The 18,162-nt window shown below is 63.9% G+C and carries 12 protein-coding genes; 7 read left to right on the plus strand and 5 right to left on the minus strand.

Annotated features, from left to right (window positions below; all coding sequences use genetic code 11):
- Positions 1-164: 164 nt before the first annotated feature.
- The gene (locus ABD837_RS18120; protein WP_345057292.1) at positions 165-1,814 is read right to left on the minus strand and encodes a TldD/PmbA family protein; all 1,650 of its coding nucleotides are present in this window, start codon (positions 1,812-1,814) and stop codon (positions 165-167) included.
- Between the two features lie 242 nt (positions 1,815-2,056).
- Between ABD837_RS18120 and ABD837_RS18125 the strand changes: the two genes are divergently transcribed.
- Complete coding sequence (locus ABD837_RS18125) at positions 2,057-4,183, plus strand: molybdopterin-dependent oxidoreductase (protein ID WP_345057294.1); 2,127 nt, start codon at positions 2,057-2,059, stop codon at positions 4,181-4,183.
- 46 nt (positions 4,184-4,229) lie between these two features.
- Here ABD837_RS18125 and ABD837_RS18130 read toward each other — a convergent pair whose 3' ends face one another.
- From ABD837_RS18130 to ABD837_RS18145, 4 genes are all read right to left on the minus strand, one after another.
- The gene (locus ABD837_RS18130; RefSeq protein WP_345057296.1) at positions 4,230-5,036 is read right to left on the minus strand and encodes a phosphatase PAP2 family protein; all 807 of its coding nucleotides are present in this window, start codon (positions 5,034-5,036) and stop codon (positions 4,230-4,232) included.
- A gap of 454 nt (positions 5,037-5,490) precedes the next feature.
- Positions 5,491-8,682 carry an efflux RND transporter permease subunit gene (locus ABD837_RS18135; protein WP_345057298.1) on the minus strand — a complete coding sequence of 1,064 codons (3,192 nt, stop codon included), beginning with the start codon at positions 8,680-8,682 and terminating at the stop codon, positions 5,491-5,493.
- A gap of 376 nt (positions 8,683-9,058) precedes the next feature.
- The gene (locus tag ABD837_RS18140) at positions 9,059-10,036 is read right to left on the minus strand and encodes an efflux RND transporter periplasmic adaptor subunit (protein ID WP_345057300.1); all 978 of its coding nucleotides are present in this window, start codon (positions 10,034-10,036) and stop codon (positions 9,059-9,061) included.
- Positions 10,037-10,149: 113 nt separating this feature from the next.
- Positions 10,150-11,496: a TolC family protein gene (locus tag ABD837_RS18145; protein ID WP_345057302.1), complete on the minus strand. Its 1,347-nt coding sequence runs from the start codon at positions 11,494-11,496 to the stop codon at positions 10,150-10,152.
- Between the two features lie 177 nt (positions 11,497-11,673).
- On the opposite strand from ABD837_RS18145, the gene ABD837_RS18150 reads away from it, so the two are divergent.
- From ABD837_RS18150 to ABD837_RS18175, 6 genes are all read left to right on the plus strand, one after another.
- Positions 11,674-12,351, plus strand: a complete 678-nt coding sequence (locus tag ABD837_RS18150) for a response regulator transcription factor (protein WP_345057304.1) — start codon at positions 11,674-11,676, stop codon at positions 12,349-12,351.
- An 85-nt stretch (positions 12,352-12,436) separates the two neighbouring features.
- Entirely contained in the window at positions 12,437-13,771 is a 1,335-nt protein-coding gene (locus ABD837_RS18155; RefSeq protein WP_345057306.1) for a sensor histidine kinase, read from the plus strand.
- Between the two features lie 45 nt (positions 13,772-13,816).
- Positions 13,817-14,254, plus strand: coding sequence for a PepSY-like domain-containing protein (locus ABD837_RS18160; RefSeq protein ID WP_345057308.1), 438 nt, complete (start codon positions 13,817-13,819; stop codon positions 14,252-14,254).
- A gap of 115 nt (positions 14,255-14,369) precedes the next feature.
- Positions 14,370-14,852 carry a DUF6799 domain-containing protein gene (locus tag ABD837_RS18165; RefSeq protein ID WP_345057311.1) on the plus strand — a complete coding sequence of 161 codons (483 nt, stop codon included), beginning with the start codon at positions 14,370-14,372 and terminating at the stop codon, positions 14,850-14,852.
- A 52-nt stretch (positions 14,853-14,904) separates the two neighbouring features.
- A complete protein-coding gene (locus ABD837_RS18170; RefSeq protein ID WP_345057313.1) occupies positions 14,905-17,085 on the plus strand; it encodes a WG repeat-containing protein in 2,181 nt (726 codons plus the stop codon).
- 150 nt (positions 17,086-17,235) lie between these two features.
- The gene (locus tag ABD837_RS18175; protein WP_345057315.1) at positions 17,236-18,051 is read left to right on the plus strand and encodes an SDR family oxidoreductase; all 816 of its coding nucleotides are present in this window, start codon (positions 17,236-17,238) and stop codon (positions 18,049-18,051) included.
- The last annotated feature ends 111 nt before the right edge of the window (positions 18,052-18,162 follow it).

The raw sequence follows: 18,162 nt of genomic DNA on the forward strand, positions 1-18,162 counted from the left end.
TTTTCAGATGTGGAGATGTGCAGAATGCGAGAATGTGGAAATGAAGGGGATGTGGGAATATGAAGGATATGAGAATGGCTGAAATGAGGCTTATGGGGCTGGTTTTCTGCTTCTTCAATAACTCATTTTTACATTCTGCACATCAAGCACATTGCTCACATTTTCTATATTTTGCGGGCGGTATTAATCACGTTAACGCCATTGAAGCGCGTGGTGGCCGAGCCGTGGCTCACGGCCGAAACCTGGCTGGGCTGGCCCTTGCCGTCGAAGAAGGAGCCGAACAGGCGGTAGTCCGATTCGTCGCAAATCGCGGCGCAGCTGTTCCAGAATTCCTGGGTGTTGGCCTGGTAGGCTACGTCCTCAATCATGCCCGCAATCTGGCCTTTTTCGATGGCGTAAAACACCTGGCCGCCGAACTGGAAGTTGTAGCGTTGCTGGTCGATGGAGTAGGAGCCGCGCCCGGCAATGTAGATGCCCTTGTCCACGCCCTTTATCATGTCATCAACGCTCAGCTTGGCTTTTCCGGGCTGCAGGCTCACGTTGGGCATGCGCTGGAACTGTACCGAATCCCAGGAATCGGCGTAGCAGCAACCATCCGATTCGGTCTGGCCGACGATGTGGGCCTGGTCCCGGATTTTCTCGTAGTTCACCAGCGTGCCTTCTTTGATGAGGTCCCAGCGCTTGGTTTTCACGCCTTCGTCGTCGTAGCCCACCGCGCCCAGCGAGCCGGGCTGCAGCTTGTCGGCCACGATGTTCACCAGCTTCGAGCCGTAGGGAATCTGCCTGGCCTTCCACTCCAACGTGGCAAACGAAGTGCCCGCGTAATTGGCTTCGTAGCCCAGCACGCGGTCGAGCTCCAGCGGGTGGCCCACGCTCTCGTGGATGGTGAGACCGAGGTGGTTGGGCTCGAGCACGAGGTCGTACTTGCCGGCCGTAACGGACTTTGCCGTGAGCTTTTCCTTCACCTGTTTGGCGGCAAGGGCGGCGTCTTCCAGCATGTCGTAGCTGTTGCGGTAGCCGATGAGGCCGGTGCCGCTGGCCCCCGCAATCTTGTCGGCGGCCTTGGGCGTGAGGTATTCGTAGCCCAGGCCCATAGGCGCACTAAGCGCGTCACGGGTGCGGAACTTGCCGCTGGCCCGGTCGATGCCCGTGACCGAAAACGTGGGCCAGATGCGGTGCACGTCCTGGTCGATATAAGAGCCATCGGTGCTGGCGAAATACTTCTGCTCGTTAATCTGGAACAGCGAGGAATTCACGAAGCTCGCGCCGTTGTCGGTGGCCCGGGCGTTGGCGGCCAGCAGCAACTCTACCTTCTGGGCCACCGGCACTTCGAAGGCGTTTTGCTGAATAGGCGTTTTCCAGGTGACTTCGCCGTAGCCTTTTTGCGGGGCCAGCTGCACCTTTTCCTTCTGCACTTTCGCGTTGGCTTTGGCGATGGCCACGGCCAGTTGGGCTGCTTTGGCGAGGCCGGCCTCAGTCACCACATTGGTGGCGGCAAAGCCCCAGGTGCCGTTGGCCAGCACCCGCACGCCACAGCCGAAGCTCTCGCCGCTGGCGATGTTCTGCACCTGTTTTTCGCGGGTGAAAATGCTTTGGTTGAGGTAGCGGCCGATGCGCACGTCGGCGTAGCTCGCGCCGGCGGCTTTGGCAGCGTTCAGGGCCGCGTCGGCCAGGCGTTTTTTCTGGGTGGGGTCGAGGCCGGGTTCCAGCAGGCGGGCAACGTCTACGGGCGTGCCGCCCAGGCTGGGGAAATTGGGCAGGAAAAGGGCTCCGGTGGCCAAACCGGAGAGTCCTACAAAGTCGCGTCGTTTCAAAAGAGCGTAGGAATTCGGGTGATAGGAAAAGCAGATTCGTAAAGATGGGACGGAATCTTAATCAAAAAGACAGAAAGGACAACACAACGTTGCGTTGTTTTTAGAAGAATGTAGAGACGCGCCTCATCGCGTCTCGGCGGTGCACGAAACTAAACTTCGCGGACACCGAGACGCGATGGGTCGCGTCTCTACATCGTTCTAAACCCTACCTTGCCAACCCCAACCTTCCACGACTTCCGCCTATGCCTACCGAAACGCACTACCGCGCCTGTAATCTTTGCGAAGCCATTTGCGGCCTCGAAATCAACCACGAGCATGGTCAGGTGCTTGGCATCACCGGCGACATGCAAGACCCCTTCAGCCGGGGCCACATCTGTCCCAAAGCCGTGGGGTTGAAGGACATTTACGAGGACCCCAACCGCCTGCGCCGCCCGCTGAAGCGCACCGCCGACGGCTGGCAGGAAATCGACTGGGAAATTGCTTTGGACGAAGTGGCCGCCGGCCTGCGCCGGCAGCGCGAAGCTCACGGCCCGCACGCCACCGCCTGGTACGCCGGCAACCCCAGCGTGCACAACTCCGGCACGCAGTTGTCGGCACCCGGATTTCTGCGGGCGCTGGGCTCGCGTAGCCTGTTCTCGGCCTCGTCGGTCGACCAGCTGCCGCACCATTTCGCGGCCTGGCAGCTCTACGGCCACCCGCTGCTACTGCCCGTCCCGGATTTGGACCGCACCGACCACTGGCTCATTCTGGGCGGCAACCCTTTGGTGAGCAACGGCAGCCTGATGACCGCGCCCGACGTGGCCAAGCGCCTGCAAGCCATTCAGGCCCGTGGCGGCAAGGTGGTCGTCGTCGACCCGCGACGCTCCGAAACGGCTGCCAAAGCCGATACCCACCATTTCATTCGCCCCAGCACCGACGTGTTTCTGCTGCTGGCCATGACGCAGGTTCTCTTCGCCGAGAATCTGGTGCGCCCGGGGCGGCTGGCCGAGGTTACGGACGGCATTGCTGAGCTGGAAGCGGCCGTGGCCGAGTTCACGCCTGAGCACGTTAGCCCAATTACGGGCATTGCGCCGGCCGAAATCCGCACGTTGGCGCGGGAGTTGGCGGCCGCCGAGCGGGGGGTGATTTACGGTCGGGTCGGGGTGTCGGTGCAGGAATTTGGGGGGCTGTGCCTGTGGCTGATAAATGTGCTGAACCTGCTCACCGGCCACCTGGACGAACCGGGCGGTTACATGTTTGCCACGCCCGCACTGGATATTCTGGGCAAGCCGGGCATTTATAATAGGTACGACCGGTACCGCAGCCGGGTGCGCCAGGTGCCCGAGTTCATGGGCGAGCTGCCGGTGGCCTGCCTGGCGGAGGAAATCCTCACGCCCGGCGAGGGCCAGCTGCGGGCGCTGGTCACGAGCTGCGGCAACCCGGTACTGAGTACGCCCAACGGTGCGCAACTCGATAGTGCTTTGGCCGGCCTCGATTTCATGGTTTCGATTGACATCTACCTCAACGAAACCACGCGCCACGCGCACTACATTCTGCCGCCGGCCACCGGCCTCGAAACTGCGCACTACGACGTGAGCTTCCACGCCCTGGCCATCCGCAATACCAGCCGCTACTCCGAGCCGCTGTTCGATAAAGGCCCCGAGGCGCGCTACGATTGGGAGATATTCGAAGGCCTGCGCCAGCGCCTCGAATCCGGTGACGCGTACGATGCCGCCGCCGCTTCAGCGCCCGAAAACCCCGAAACAAAAATCGACCTGGGCCTGCGCTACGGCGCCTACGGCCGCACCGGCTTATCCCTGGATGAGCTGCGCAAGAACCCGCACGGCGTCGACCTCGGCGCGTTGCAGCCGCGCCTGCCCGCCGCCCTGCGCACCGAAAACCAGCGCATCAACTTGGCGACCCCGCTCTTTTTGGCCGACCTAGTCCGTGCCCGCCGGGTGCTGGCCGCGGCCCCCGTGGCAGCCGAGAATCAACTGCTGCTCATCAGCCGGCGCGAATTGCGCTCCAACAATTCCTGGATGCACAACCTGCCGCGCCTCATCAAAGGCCGCAACCGCTGCACGCTGCAACTGAACCCTGAAGATGCTGCCGCCCGCAACTTGGCTGACGGCCAGTTGGTGCGCGTGCGTTCCCGGGTAGGAGCGGTTGAGCTGCCCATCGAAATCACGTCCAACCTCATGCCCGGTGTAGCCAGCATGCCTCACGGCTACGGCCACGCCCGCGCCGGCACGCAATTGAAAGTGGCACAGGCCCACCCCGGTGTCAGCATCAATGATTTGACGGATGAAACCCGTCTCGATGAGCTGACGGGCAATGCCGCGTTGTCGGCCGTGCCGGTATGGGTGGACGCTTCGCTTAATGAGGAATGAGGAATTGCCGACTGGATAATTCCTCATTCCTCATTAAGCGAAGCGTTTACTTCGAGGGCCGCCACGAAAGGCTCATGCCGGGCGTGCCGTTGCCGAAGTAGGTAGGCGACATGCCGATGTCGCGGCCGATGGACTTGCGGCCCCAACGGTTACGGTGGCTCAAGTAAGCTAAGTGGGCCGATAGGATGCCGAAGCCCGCGCCGGCCACCACGTCGCTCTGCCAGTGCTTGTCATTCACCATGCGCAGGGCCGCCACGCTGGTGGCAATGGTGTACGCCCCAATGCCATACCACTGGCTTTTGTCCCGAAACTCGGTGTGTACAATGCTAGCCGCCAGAAACGCCTGCGCCGTGTGGCCCGACGGGAACGAGAGGTTATCGGACTCGTTGGGGCGGGGTTCGCCGCGCAGCTGTTTCACGGCAAATGTGGAGGCCAGCATGATGGCCTCGCCCTTGGCAATGATGAGCAAGGTGTTGACGCGGTCGTCGCGCGACTCCACGCCCGCCAAGGCCACAGCCGCCAGCTCGAAATAAGGCGCGATAATCAGCGTGTTATCAAACCCTGTGCTTACCGGCCGGAACTGCTTCTGCACAAACATCCGGGCATCGCGGTTGACGCCTGCATCGCCCTGGGCGGTAATGGCCCCGTAGGTTATCAGCACGGCCGGAATGGCCACGGCTTTGAATAGCTTGCTTTTGAAAAAAGTCGCTTTCACCGGCGCGGACACGCTGCCGGGGTTCGCGTATTTCTTGGTGGTGTCAGTAGGCGTGGGCTTAACCTGGGCCTGGGCCGGGTGGAAGGCCCCAAACAAGAGCATGGCGGCGGCCAAACGGGTAACTATAATCGAGCGCATGAAAGAAAAAAAGGAGTCAGAGAGATTACGAATCCGTTACTACGGACACGGTAACATAAACGTAATGACAGATTCTGATGGAAATCTTAAATGGCTGACTGTGCGATAATCTTTGCGATAAAAAAACCTGTCAGTCCGGCAGGCATTTTCAAGTCTGTGCGAAATCTGTTGCCTGAAGCACTATTCCTAGCCGCCGCCCAGCCCCCGCACCAAGGCCACGCTGGCCCCAACAAATTGCTCGGCCTGTGGCTTGGGGTTGAACAACTCGCGGCAGGATGGGCAACACGGCCCGAATGTCCGAGCCACCGGCTCGCAGCTAGTCGGCAGCGCCTCGCAGATGTGCGCCAGCCCCCGGCCCGTTCCCGTTTTAACTCTTCACTTTTAACTCCTAACTCTGACAGAGCAAAACCGGTACCCCCTCTTTTTTGGCTTCGCGCTTCAAGCGAACCGGGGGTCATGCCCCAATGGGGTCCCGTGAGGTTTTCGTCTGGTACGCCAACCGCAGCAGGCTGGGCAGCACCATCAGCAGCAGGGGCAGGGCCAGTAGCAGCCCGCCAATCACGGCAATGGCCAGGGGCTGGTGCAGCTGCGCGCCCGCCCCAATGCCCAGGGCCAGCGGCAGCAGTGCCGCAATGGCCGAAAGGGCCGTCATCAGTTTGGGCCGCAGGCGGGCGGCGATGGCGTAGCCCACGGCCTGCTCCACGGGCCGGCCTTCCTCCAGAATCTCGAAGAACTGCTGAAAAGTGAAGATGGCATTCTCGCCGATGATGCCGACCACCATAATCAGGCCGGTGTAGGAGCCCACGTTCAGCGGCGTGTTGGTGAGGAACAGGGCCAGCGAGCCGCCGGCCGGCCCCAGCACGGAAATCAGCAGGATGAGGCCCGCCGCTTTCAGGTCTCGGAACAGAAACAGGGCCACCGCGAATACCAGCAAACACGCCGTGCCCAGAATGGTGAGCAGCTCCTGAAACGACTGCTGCTGCTCGGCATACGAGCCGCCGTACTGGATGAAATAGCCGGGCGGCAGCGGCACTTCTTTGTCGAGCTTCTGGCGGATTTCGCTCATCGCGCCGCCCAGGTCGCGGCCGTCGAGGCGGGCCGTCACGGCCGTCATGGCCTGCAGGTTTTCGCGCTCCAGCTCGGCGTCGCCGGCGGTTACGCGCACGGTCGCCAGCTCGTCGAGGCGGCGGCGCTGGCCGTTGGGCAGGAAAACCGGCTCGCCGCGCAGCTGGGCCAGGGTGGCCTGGGCGGCGTTGGGGTAGCGCATTCGGATGTTGAGCAGCTGCTCGCCTTCGAGCACGTTGCCCGCGGTGGTGCCCGCCAGCTGGGTTTGCAGCTGGGTCTGGAAGTCGGTAGCCGTAAGGCCGTATTGGGCCAGGCGGCGCGGGTCGGGGCGCACCTCCACGCTCGGGCCCATGCGCACGATGCCGTCGAACACGTCGGCGGTGCCGGTGGTGCCTTCTACTACTTTGGTCACCTGCTCGGCCAGGGCGTAGCGCTTGGTGGCGTCGGGGCCGAATACCTTGATTTCGATGGGCTGCACGGTGCTCATCAGGTCGCCCAGCATGTCGCCGATAACCTGGCCGAAGTCGATGGTGAGGGCCGGCTGGGTGGCCTCAATCTTTTCGCGGATGTCTGAAATGACTTCTTCAGTCGTGCGCTGGCGGTTGGTTTTGAGCCGGATGAGGTAGTCGCCCCGGTTGGGCTCGGTGATGAAAAAGCCCATCTGGGTGCCGGTGCGGCGGGAGTAGCTGGCCACTTCCGGCACCTTCACAATCAGCTTCTCCGCCTGGCGCAGCATGCGGTCGGTTTCCTCGATGCTGGTGCCGGCAGGGGAGTCGTAGTCAAGCACAATAGCGCCTTCGTCCATGTCGGGCAGAAAGCCGGTGGCCAGGCGCGGGATGATGAGCACCATGCTGCCAATAAGCACCAGAATGCCGAGGATGGAGTAGGCCGGGTGGCGGATGACGGCGCGCACCCAGGGGATTTCGTGGTGGGCGGCAGGGGTAGGTTTGAGGTCACCCTCTGCGAGCGCCTCACCCCCCCGGCCCCCCTCTCCGGTGGAGAGGGGAGAGCCTGGCGATAGTTGAACGGAATCGTTCAGCTCCCCCTCTCCACCGGAGAGGGGGCCGGGGGGTGAGGCCACCGCTTGGCCGGCCTGGGGCTTCCGGCTCAGCAGCAGATAAATCACCGGCAGCCCCAGCCACGCCACCAGAAACGAGCACAACAGCGCCACCACCATTGTGGTAGCCAACACTTTAAAATAGGCCCCGGCCACGCCGCCCAGCAGCGCAAACGGCAGGAAAATCACAATCGTACTCAAGCTTGAGCCAATGAGCGCGGGCAGCAGGTGGCCCACCGAGCGGCGCACGACTTCGCCGGGCGTGGCCTCCGGGTGGTCCTCGCCCACGCGGTGCAGCTGCTCCACCATCACCACGGCGTCGTCAATCATCAGGCCGATGGCGGCGGCGATGGCGCCCAGCGTCATGATGTTGAAGGAGTAGCCCAGCCCGAAATGCAGCACCGCAATGGTGAGCGCCAGCGCCACTGGGATGGCCACCAAAATGGTCATCGTGGCGCGGAAGGAGCGCAAAAACAGCGCCGTCACCAGCAGGGCCAGCGCCAGGCCAATCCAGAGTGCGTCCTGCACCGACTTCACCACTTCGGCCACGAAATCGGCCTGGTCGTAGTACGGGGCCATGCGCACGCCGCGCGGCAGGCCCACTTGCAGGGCGGCCACTTTGGCTTTCACGCCATCCGACACCTGCACCACGTTGGCGTCGGGCTGGCGCAGGATGGAAATGAGCACCGCGTCGGAGCCGTTGGCGTTGATGCGGGTGTATTCCGGTTGTTCGCCCAACGCCACGGTGGCCACATCAGCGAGGCGCACAATGCGGCGGCCGTCGTTGCGCAGCACCAGGTTTTCAAGGTCCTCCTTCTGGAGAATCGTGGCGTCCGTGACGGTGAGGTAGAGGCGGCGGTAGTCGCTGAGGTAGCCGTTGCTCTGCACGAAATTCGTGGCGGTGAGGGCCTTGGTCACGTCATCGGGCCCGAGGGCGAGGGCGGCGAGCTGGTCGGGCAGCAGCTGCACTTGGTACTCCTTGGTGCGCCCGCCCTGCACCTGCACCGACGACACGCCATCGACCTGCGACAAAAACGGCTTAATCGTGTACAGGGCCAGTTTGCGCAACTCCAGCGCCGAGCGGCCCGGCGCTTCCAGCGTATAGCCCATCACCGGCAGAATGGCGGGATTCATGCGCTCCACCGTGATTTGCACGGTGGGGGGGAGGTCGCCCCGAATCTGGTTCAGGCGCGACTCAATCAGGGTCTGGCTTTTGGCCACGTCCACGTTCCAGTCCAGGAAAGCCGAGATTTCGCAGCTGCCCCGGCTGGTGGTGCTGCGCAGCAGCTTCAGGCCCGGCACTCGCTTGATGGCATCCTCCATCGGCTTGGTCACGGTCACCATCATGCGGTCGACGGGTTGCAAGCCGTTCTCGGCAATCACCTTCACCTTCGGGAAGGTCACCTCCGGAAACAGGGCCACGTTGATGCGCTGGTAGGCCACCGTGCCCAGCGCCAGGGCCAGGGCCAGCAGCACCGCGATGGGCGCTTTGTAGGCTTGAAAGATGGAAGGACGGTCAGGCATAAATATCAACTGGTTAAGCAAGCTGGCGCGCGTCCGCAACGCGCTGCCGACTGGATTTCGAGCCGATGGCTCATCATGGGCAATTTCGGGGCTGTCGTTCAAAGCCCGGGCCACCAGCCCGAACCCAACCCGCGTTGCGGACGCTCGCCAGCAGTGCCCGGGTGCCCGGCTCACGAATCCGGGGCCCCGTCCCGCCAACTCGGGCCCCTGTCCCGGCAAGACGGGGCCCCGGATTCGTGAGCCGGGCACCCGGATTGGCGACATGGCCCCCCGGATTCGTAAGTCGGACCCCCGTCCCGCCAGCACGGGCCCCCGTCTTGGAAATCCGGGAGCCCGTGCTGGCAATCCGGGCGCCCGAATTGCCGGCACGGGCTCCCTATTTTTCGGGCCGGGCTTCCGCCCCGACGGGCCGGGTCACCTTCACGGCCGCCGTGTCATCGAGCCCGAAGTTGCCGCTCAACAAAATCTTGTCTTTGGGATTGAAAGCCGGCGCTTTGATTTCGATGTGGTCCTTTTCCTGCGCCCCGACGGTCACCGGGACTTTCACGGCCGTGGAGTCGTTGAGCAGCTTCATCACCCAAAACTCGGTTTGCGTTTCATCCGTCAGCACGGCCCCGCGCGGCAGGGTGCGGGCCAGGTGCGGCGCGGTTTTGTCGAGCTCGACCTGTACGGCCAGGTTTTCGGGCAGCTCCGGCACCGGGCCGGTGGGCCGGATGGTGTAGCGCTGGGTCTGAATGCTGACATCGGCGGTGGCCAGCACCTCGGCCACGCGGCCGGTCAGGGTGCGGCCGTCGGGCAGGATGATGCGGCAGTTTTGGCCGGTATGCACGTAGCGCAGCTGCGTCACGGGCACGTCGAGCACGAAGCCGAAGCGGCTGCGGTCGTAGGTGAGGCCGAGCTGCTCGCCGTCCTGCACGTAGTCGCCGGCCAGCTTGTCCACCGTGGCGAGGATGCCCGCGCGGGCCGATTTTATCCGGATGATGCCGCTGAATTTCAGGCGGGGGTCGCCGGTGAGCTGGTCGAGGTGCAGCGTCTTCGACTCCTTGGTCTGGATGGTGAACACCGTTTGGCCGGCGCGCACCTGCTGGCCCACCACGGGCGTAGGGGCCAGCACGTAGCCGGTGGTGGTGGCCCGCAGGGCATCCTTGGCCGGAAAGGCGGATACCGCACTGAGCTGCAGCACATCGGTGAGGGTATCGGTTTGCACGGTGCCGACGGTGACCAGCGCCTTGGGCTTCACAGCTGATTCTTCCTCGCCGTCGGTGGGGGCAGCCTCGCCAGGGGCTGAATCTTTCGAGCCGCAGGCCGTGAGGAAGAGAAGGAGTGGAAGGGGAAGCAGACGGGAAAAAGCCATATGAAGTAGGGTGCGGGGCTTGCCCCCGCCCGTCGTTGAACGGAAATCGTTGAGAGTACGAGGCTGCCAATGCGAACGGCGGGCGGGGGCAAGCCCCGCACCCTACATCGGTTTTACTGCTCAGCCAGGTAGTCCAGCGCAAACCGGCTCCTGAGCTGGTCGGTCTGCGCCTGGGCCAAACTAAACTGCAGGGTCCGGTAGCTGGTCACCAGGTTCAGGTAATCAAGAATGGCCACGTCGCCGGTGGCCAGCTGTTGCCGCGCCGCGCCCACCAGCGCATCGGCTATACGCAGCTGCTCGCGGATGCGGCCCAGCAGCGCATCCGAAGCCCGAATCAGGCCTTCCAGCTGCTGGTACTGCTGCTGCCGCTGCACCGTGAGAAACTGCCGGTAGCCGCGCCGGCTCTGCTCGCTCAGTGATAAGCGCTGGTATTGCAACTGGCGCTGGTGGCCATCGAAAATGGGCAAGCCCAGCTGCAACCCGCCCCCAATGCCCACGCTGTGGGCCAGCGCCACGGGCAGGTACGACGACGATTGCAGGCCGGCATCGACCACGGCACTCACTTTGGGGCGGTAATTGGCATCGATGGCGCGGCGGTCGAGCAGCAGGCGGAGGCTGTCGAGCGTGTACTGGCGCTGGGCGGGAGCCAGCAGCCCGGCTAGCGGGCGGTGCGTGGGCGGGGTAGGGGCTTCGATGCTGATGAGCGAGGTATCGGCCACGCCGGCCAGAGCGCGCAGGGTGCCCAACTCGCGGCGGTAGGCCAGGCGGTTTTGCTCCACGGTCACCTCCTGGGTGCGCACCGACAGGTAAAAGCTCAGGTACTGCGTTTGCTTAAAAATGCCGCCGTTCACCAGCTGGCGCAGCATTTGGTCCTGCTGCCGCAGCTGGGTGAGCAGCGTGCGACTGAACGTGAGCTGGGTTTCGGCAGCGTAGGCCGTCAGGAACTGTTCGGTAATGCTGCGGCGCAAATCCAGGGCCGAGAGGCGGCCGGTGTTGCGCAGCACCTGGCCCTGGCTGGCCAGAATCTGGTAGTCGTTCTGGAGCTGGAAGCGGTTGAGGATGGGCTTGGTGGCCTGGGCAATGGCGGCGTAGTTGCCGCCGTTGGTCACGGCATTGTCGTAGCCTACCACGCTTTCGCCCTGGCTGTTGGTGATGGATGGGTAGTACAGCGCCGAGCCAATGCCGGCCACCTGCACCCCGTTCTGGCGGGCGCGCACCAGGCTGTCGAGGCGGTTCTGGCGCACCTGGTTGGCGGTTTCGCGCAGCAGGGGGCTGTTTTGGCGGGCCACCAGCAGGAAGTCGTCGAGGCGGCGCGGGCTGGTGGGCGCCGCTGCTGCGGCCGGAAGCGGCGCGAGCACTGCCGGCGCCGGCACCGGTTGCGCCTGTGCCGCGCGGGGTAGCAACACCGGCAGGCCAATAAAGGCCAGGCACCAAATCAGGCAGGAAAGGCGAGGGAACAACAGGCGGATTCGATGGTAAGCGCCGCAAAGCTGCGGGCCGATTCTGAAGGAAATTAGGCCGGCGCGACCGGTAGGCCGTTGCTGGTGCGCATGCATACGCATCGCAAGCCAGAAAGTCTTCAACCTTTGGTGCGTCCTTCGCCTTTGGTTCCGCTCAACGTAGCCTCCTTTTAGACCATGAAAATTCTGCTTGTTGAAGACGAAGCCGCCCTGCGTACGGCCCTGGCCAGCTCGTTGCGCCAGGCCGGCTACGTGGTAGAAGAAGCGGCCAGCTTCGCCCAGGCCCGGGAAAAAATCGAGTTGTACCAATACGACTGCGTACTGCTCGACCTCACCCTGCCCGACGGCGCGGGGCTGAACTTGCTGCGCGCCCTCAAGGCCGAAGGCTCGGCTGCCGGCGTGCTCATCATCACGGCCCGCGACGCGCTCGACGACAAAATCACGGGCTTCGACCTCGGGGCCGACGACTACCTCATCAAGCCCTTTCACCTCTCCGAGCTCAATGCCCGGGTGCGGGCCATCATCCGCCGCCGAAAGTTCAACGGCAAGCAGCAGCTCACTTTTCGCGACCTGCTGGTGCTGCCCGACCTGGCCGAAGTGCATGTGCGAGGCGAACTGCTCACCCTCACCAAAAAGGAGTACGACCTGCTGCTCTACCTGCTGGCCAACCCCGGCCGCATCCTCACCAAGGAGGCCATTGCCGAGCACCTGTGCGGCGACGCCGTGGATGCGGCCGACTCGTTTGACTTCATCTACACCCACCTCAAAAATCTGCGCAAGAAGCTTCAGGAGAAGGGCGCCGATAATTACATCCGCACCATGTACGGCGTGGGCTACAAGCTGAGCCACGAGTAGCGAGTAGCCAGTGGCGCAGCAGACAAAAAGCTTTGCCGGGCGCTTATAATGCTGCCCGCCCCACCTGTTGCTACGCTTTGCTTGCATGAACCTCCTCAACGCCACCACCCGCTACTACTTACTGCTGGCCCTGTTCCTGTTCGGGGTGGGGAGCGTGGGGCTATACTACGGCATCAGCTGGGCACTGCGGGGTGAGGTGGACGAGCAGCTGGCCGGCCGTCGCCTCGAGCTGCTGGCCCGGGCCCGGGCCGGTCAGCTGCCGCCCGTGGCCGAGCTGGCTGCCTTGCTCGACATCGACTGCCAGCCCCGGCACCCTGGTGCGCGCGATACGCTGCTGCTCGATACCCAGGAGCACGAAATGGTGCCCCACCGCCAGCTTAGCTTTATGCTGGCCGCGCCCGGCCAGCCGCCGGTATCCATCACGCTGCGCAAGTCGCTGGTCGAAACCGAAGAGCTGCTGGGCGTGGTGCTGGGCGTGATGTTGGCCGTGCTGGCGCTGCTGCTGGCCGGCATGGTGGGGCTGAACCGCTGGCTCTCGGCCCGGCTGTGGGCCCCGTTCCGGCACACGCTGGGAGCATTGCGCGGCTACAACTTGCAGCAGCACCAGCCGCTGGCGCTGCCCACGCCCGCCGTGGCCGAGTTTGCCGAGCTCAATCATGCCCTGAATGGCTTCAGCCAACGCCTGGTAGCCGACTACGAGAGCCTGCGCGAGTTCACGGCCAACGCCGCCCACGAAACCCAGACGCCGCTGGCCATCATGCAGGCCCAGCTCGAGCAGCTACTCCAGGTGCCCGCCCTGGCCCAGGACCCCGCCGCTGCCCCGTTGGTGGCCGAGCTGTACGGGGCCACGCTGCGCCTCTCGCGCCTGCACCAAGCCCTGAGCCTGCTCAGTAAAATTGAAAACCGGCAGTTTGCTGCCGCCCAGCCCGTGCGCCTCGACGAGCTGCTGACCGAGAAGATGGCCCAGTTCGAACCCCTGTTCGAAGCCCGCGAGCTGCGCTACGGCCTCGACGTTGCGGCGCCCGTAGTGCTGCACCTGCACCACGGCCTGGCCGATTCGTTGCTGCAGAACCTGCTGCAAAACGCCGTGCGCCACAATGTGCGCGGCGGCGAGCTGCTGGTGGTGCTCACGCCCCGCGAGCTGAAAGTGAGCAACACCGGCCCGGCTACCACCGGCGACCCGGCCCGGTTCTTCGAGCGTTTCCGCAAGCACAACGCCGCCTCCGACTCGCCGGGCCTGGGCCTGAGCATCGTGCAGCACATCTGCGGCTACTACGGCTTCGGGCTGCGCTACACGCTTTCGGAGGACGGTACCCGGCATACCCTGCGCGTGCGGCTGGCCCCGCTGCCGGCCACGGCGGCCGCCCCGCTTGCGGCCTCAGAATCGCCTCAGAATGTGGACAGGATAGCCACAGAATGAGGGCTTAGGTTTGGTCCAACATTCACTAACCTCCTCATTTTACGCATGAAAAATCTTCTCCTGGCTCTGGCCGCGACCGCGCTGCTTTCACCGGCCGCCCTGGCTCAGAAAGTTGCCCCTGCCAAGGTGCCGGCCGCCGCCGCTGCAACGTTTAAGCTACATTTCCCGGACGTGAAATCGGTGCAATGGGAAAAGGAAGGTGCTGATTTTGAAGCCGCCTTCGTGACGGGCAAAGCCGAAATGTCGGCCGTTATCACCGCCGCTGGTGTGCTGATGGAAACCGAAACTGAAATTTCGGTAGCCCAGCTGCCCGCGCCTGTGCAGAAAGCCCTCGCCGCAAACTACAAAACGGCCAAAATCACGGAAGCCGCCAAAATTGTGACGGCCGCTACCAATGCGACAACTTACGAGGCCGAAATCAGCCAGGGCGGCAAACGCCGCGACGTGCTCTTCAACGCCGACGGCACAGAGATGAAGAAGTAGCCCACGCCCGCCGGCCCGTAAAAAAACAGCCGCTCCGGCAGCCTGGCGCCGAATTTGACGTATGAGATGCGGCGCCGGGGCATTCTCCGGCGCCGCATCTCCTATGTCGTTTCCTGTGAAATCTTTACGTGCGGCCGGGCTGGGCCTGGGGGCCAGCCTGCTGCTGCTGGCCCCGGCGCGCGCCCAGCAACCGGCCGGCAACGACGGCTTCCGCCGCCACAATGGCCAGATGGAAGTTATCCGCAACGGCAAGCCTTATGCCATGACGCGCGATGCCCACCTGCCCACGGGGGCCACCGTTACCAAAGACGGCTTCGTGGTGGGCCCCACCGGCCAGCGCACCGAGCTGGGCGAGGGGCAGGGCTGCGACCTGCGCGGCCGGCCGGTGCTCGTGCTGGCGAATGCCACCAGCGGCGCGCTGGCCCTGGCCGGCCCGGAGGCCTCAGCGGCCGGCGAGGTGCGCGTGCTGCCGGCTGCTTCGCTGCTCGAACAGGTGTTTGGGCGCGGCGAAGAAAACGATGAAGGCAATGGCTTCTTCAAACCTAAAAAGCACAAGAAGCACCACGGTAAAGGCAAAGGCCGCTGGAAAGACGACTAGCCCGCCCCAGCGTGTCTCTTCCAAAAGCTTCGGCTTCCCTTTGAATTTGTTTATGGTTTCCCTTTTTCTCGCTGCTCCCTTCACCGACCCTGCCCGTGCCGCGCAGTTTGCCGCCGTGCGGGCTGCCCTGGATAGCGATACCAGCACCGATTCGCTGCTGCTGGGCAACCTGGTGCTCGAAGACGGGGCCGCACCCCTTGATGCCGTGGTGGTGCGCCCCCACAGCATCGCGCTGCTGGTGCTGGTGCCGCGTGGCGGGGTGCTTGGCATTCCGGCGCTGGGCTATGGCGGCTGGCAATTGGGCAGCGTCCCCCTGGCCGGGAGCGATGGATTCGATAATCCGTTTGAGCAGTTTCGCCAACAAAAAACGCTGCTCGAATCCTGGCTTGGGCCACGTTTCACTCCGGCCCAAGCCAACCTGCAGTTCATTAGCGGCGTGGTGGTGTTTGAAGCCCCGCTCACGTTTGGCCCCGATGTGGAGGCCGCGCTGAACGATGCCCCGACCGGTTTCCAGCTAGTGGCTGGCCCCGCTGAGCTGCCCCGCCGCCTGCGCCAGCTGGCCACGCCCGAAATCGACCTCACCGCCGCTGACCTGGCCGAGTGGGCCGCCGAGCTGAACGAATTCGCGGCCGCAGTACCACCAGACGCACAGACTCACACCACAGTAACAAGCCCAGGCGACTTGTCAGACGCTGCCGCTCAGCCCGCTGGCAGTTTCCTGGGCGGCAAAGCCCGCGCCCTCTGGGGCTGGCTGGGCGCCAACGATATTCCGGACGACGACTTGCCCTACGGCGCGGCTTCATCTCTGATGGCTCGGAACGAGGAAAAGCAGCAGCTCGAACAACTGCGCCAGCAAATGCAGGCCGACATCAGCGCCCAGCTTCAAGCCCTCGAAACCCGCGAGGCCGAGCGCGAGCGCAGCATCTCCCAGTTGCGTGCCGAACTGGCCCAGGCGCCGCCCGTGGCCGCCGAAGCCACCGCGCTGGTGTCGCGCCTCGGGGCCGAAACCCGCGAGAAAGCCGCCCTCGAAGCCGAAATGGAAGCCTCGCGCGCCGAGCTGGCCGCCCGCAACCAAGAACTCGATGCCAAAATCCAACAGTTGAGCCAACTCATCGGGCAGCTGAGCGCGGTACCCGTTGCCGCCGCGCCAGCCGTGCCGGTGCTGCCCGCCACCGCGCTGGAGCCGGGGCCAGCGTTAGCGCCGGAGCCAGCCCCGGCAGCACCAATGGCCCCAGCATTTGCCTCACCTGTCGCTGCCACTAAAGCTGAGCCGGTACCTGTCGGGGACAAGGCCACTATGGCTCCGGACGAGGCAGTTGCGCCGGCGATAACAGCTGTTGAGGGTAGCAGCTCGCATGGTCCCGTGAGCGCGGAGGATAACCCCACACCCGTTGCTAAAGCTGCTCCTGCACCGGCGGCCGCGCCGGTAACGGCTGCCCTACCAGCCGCTGCGACTGAGCCGGTTGCCGACCGTCTGCGGGCGTTTGGCAAACGGGCCCAGGCGGCGGGGGCGGGGGCGCTACCGCATCTGCAGCAGTTGGGCGCAGCGGCCCGTGCCCGGCATCGCGTGTTGCTGGGCGCGGCCGGTGCTGTCGTTGTCGTGCTGCTGGTCTGGATGTTCGTCCACCGCAGCGGCACCGCGCCGGTGCCTTACCAGGAAAACGGCCGCTGGGGCTACGCCGACGCCGGCGGTGCCCCGGTTATCAAGGCGCAGTTTGCATCGGCCGCGCCGTTTCAGGACGGGCAGGCAGTGGTGGAGCAGGACGGCGCTTTCGGGCTGGTAGACGAGGACGGCAAGCAAGTAGTTGCGCCGGCGTACGATGCCATCAACCCTTACCACGGCGGGTTTGCCCGGGTGCGGGTGGGGGAGGCCTACACCTTTCTTGAAAAAGACGGGCAGGAGTTCGACCACTTCTTCTTCAATGCGCTCGACTTTGCCGAGGGCCACGCCGCCGTGCTCGACCACCGCGGCTGGTTTTATATCAGCGGCCCAGAAGTACCCGACTCGCCGCCCATGTTCCGCGAAGCCTACTCGTTTGTGGATGGGCTGGCCCGCGTGCGCCTGCCCGACGGCTACACGTTCATCACCCCCGACTACCTCACCGACCCAGCCAGTGGCACAAAGCCTTTTGGGCGCTACAAGCTGGCTGCTGACTTCGTCGATGGCAAAGCCCGCGTGACGCAAAACGGCCGCAGCTTCCTGATTAACAAGGACGGAGAGGAGGTCAAATAAACCAGTGTGCCGCAGTTAGGGCTCAATTGCCAAACTAAGCTCGGCGGTGCGCGTACGTTCAGGGTGAGTGGCTGGCGGGGCTTCATCGAATCCTCAGCGCCGGCCCGTAGCATTGGCTTCATCTTTCCCTTAACTCCCGAACGTTTCCGCATGGCTACTCCCGACCCCCGGCGTCTCGCCAATCAAATTGCCCTCGTCACGGGGGCCAGCTCCGGCATCGGCGTGGCCGTGGCCGTGGCGCTGGCGGCCCACGGCGCTTCCGTGGTGGTAAACTACGGCCACGACGAGGAAGGCGCCAACGCCACCGTGGCCACCATTGAAGCGGCCGGCGGCACGGCCCTGGCCATCAAGGCCGATGTGAGCAAGGAAGACGAGGTGCAGGCTATGTTTAAACAGACCATTGAGCGGTTTGGTACCGTTCACATCGTGGTGGCCAATGCCGGCTTGCAGGTCGACTCACCTTTAATCGACATGACCCTGGCCCAGTGGCAGAAGGTGATTGACGTGAACCTGACCGGCCAGTTCCTCTGCCTGCGTGAGGGTGCCCGCGAGTTCATCCGGCGCGGCGAGCAGCCCGATATTTCCCGGGCCACGGGCAAACTCATCTGCATGAGCTCGGTGCACGAAGTCATTCCGTGGGCCGGCCACGTCAACTACGCGGCCAGCAAAGGCGGCATCATGCAACTGATGAAAAGCACGGCCCAGGAGCTGGCGCCGCACAAAATTCGCGTCAACAGCATTGCCCCGGGCGCCATTGCCACGCCCATCAACCTTTCGGCCCGCGACACGCCCGAGGAGGAAAAGGCCCTGCTTACCCTAATTCCATACAACCGCGTGGGCGACCCGGCCGATATCGGTAACCTGGCCGCCTGGCTCGTTTCGGACGAAGCCGACTACATCACCGGCCAAACCATTTTTATGGACGGCGGCATGACTCTCTATCCCGGCTTCGCCGACAATGGCTGAGGCGATTGAGTTGTTTGTCTATCTAAAAAAGAACGTCATGCTGCGCTTGCCGAAGCATCTCTACCGCTGAAGTAATTATCTACTTGCGCGGTAGAGATGCTTTGGCAAGCG

The organism is Hymenobacter glaciei, from assembly GCF_039539585.1.
GTDB lineage: Bacteria > Bacteroidota > Bacteroidia > Cytophagales > Hymenobacteraceae > Hymenobacter > Hymenobacter glaciei.

Coding starts and splice junctions, on each gene's coding strand:
- ABD837_RS18125 (WP_345057294.1), top strand. CDS start 2,057: ATGCCTACCGAAACGCACTACCGCGCCTGTAATCTTTGCGAAGCCATT.
- ABD837_RS18150 (WP_345057304.1), top strand. CDS start 11,674: ATGAAAATTCTGCTTGTTGAAGACGAAGCCGCCCTGCGTACGGCCCTG.
- ABD837_RS18160 (WP_345057308.1), top strand. CDS start 13,817: ATGAAAAATCTTCTCCTGGCTCTGGCCGCGACCGCGCTGCTTTCACCG.
- ABD837_RS18135 (WP_345057298.1), bottom strand. CDS start 8,682: ATGCCTGACCGTCCTTCCATCTTTCAAGCCTACAAAGCGCCCATCGCG.
- ABD837_RS18175 (WP_345057315.1), top strand. CDS start 17,236: ATGGCTACTCCCGACCCCCGGCGTCTCGCCAATCAAATTGCCCTCGTC.
- ABD837_RS18155 (WP_345057306.1), top strand. CDS start 12,437: ATGAACCTCCTCAACGCCACCACCCGCTACTACTTACTGCTGGCCCTG.
- ABD837_RS18140 (WP_345057300.1), bottom strand. CDS start 10,036: ATGGCTTTTTCCCGTCTGCTTCCCCTTCCACTCCTTCTCTTCCTCACG.
- ABD837_RS18170 (WP_345057313.1), top strand. CDS start 14,905: ATGGTTTCCCTTTTTCTCGCTGCTCCCTTCACCGACCCTGCCCGTGCC.
- ABD837_RS18130 (WP_345057296.1), bottom strand. CDS start 5,036: ATGCGCTCGATTATAGTTACCCGTTTGGCCGCCGCCATGCTCTTGTTT.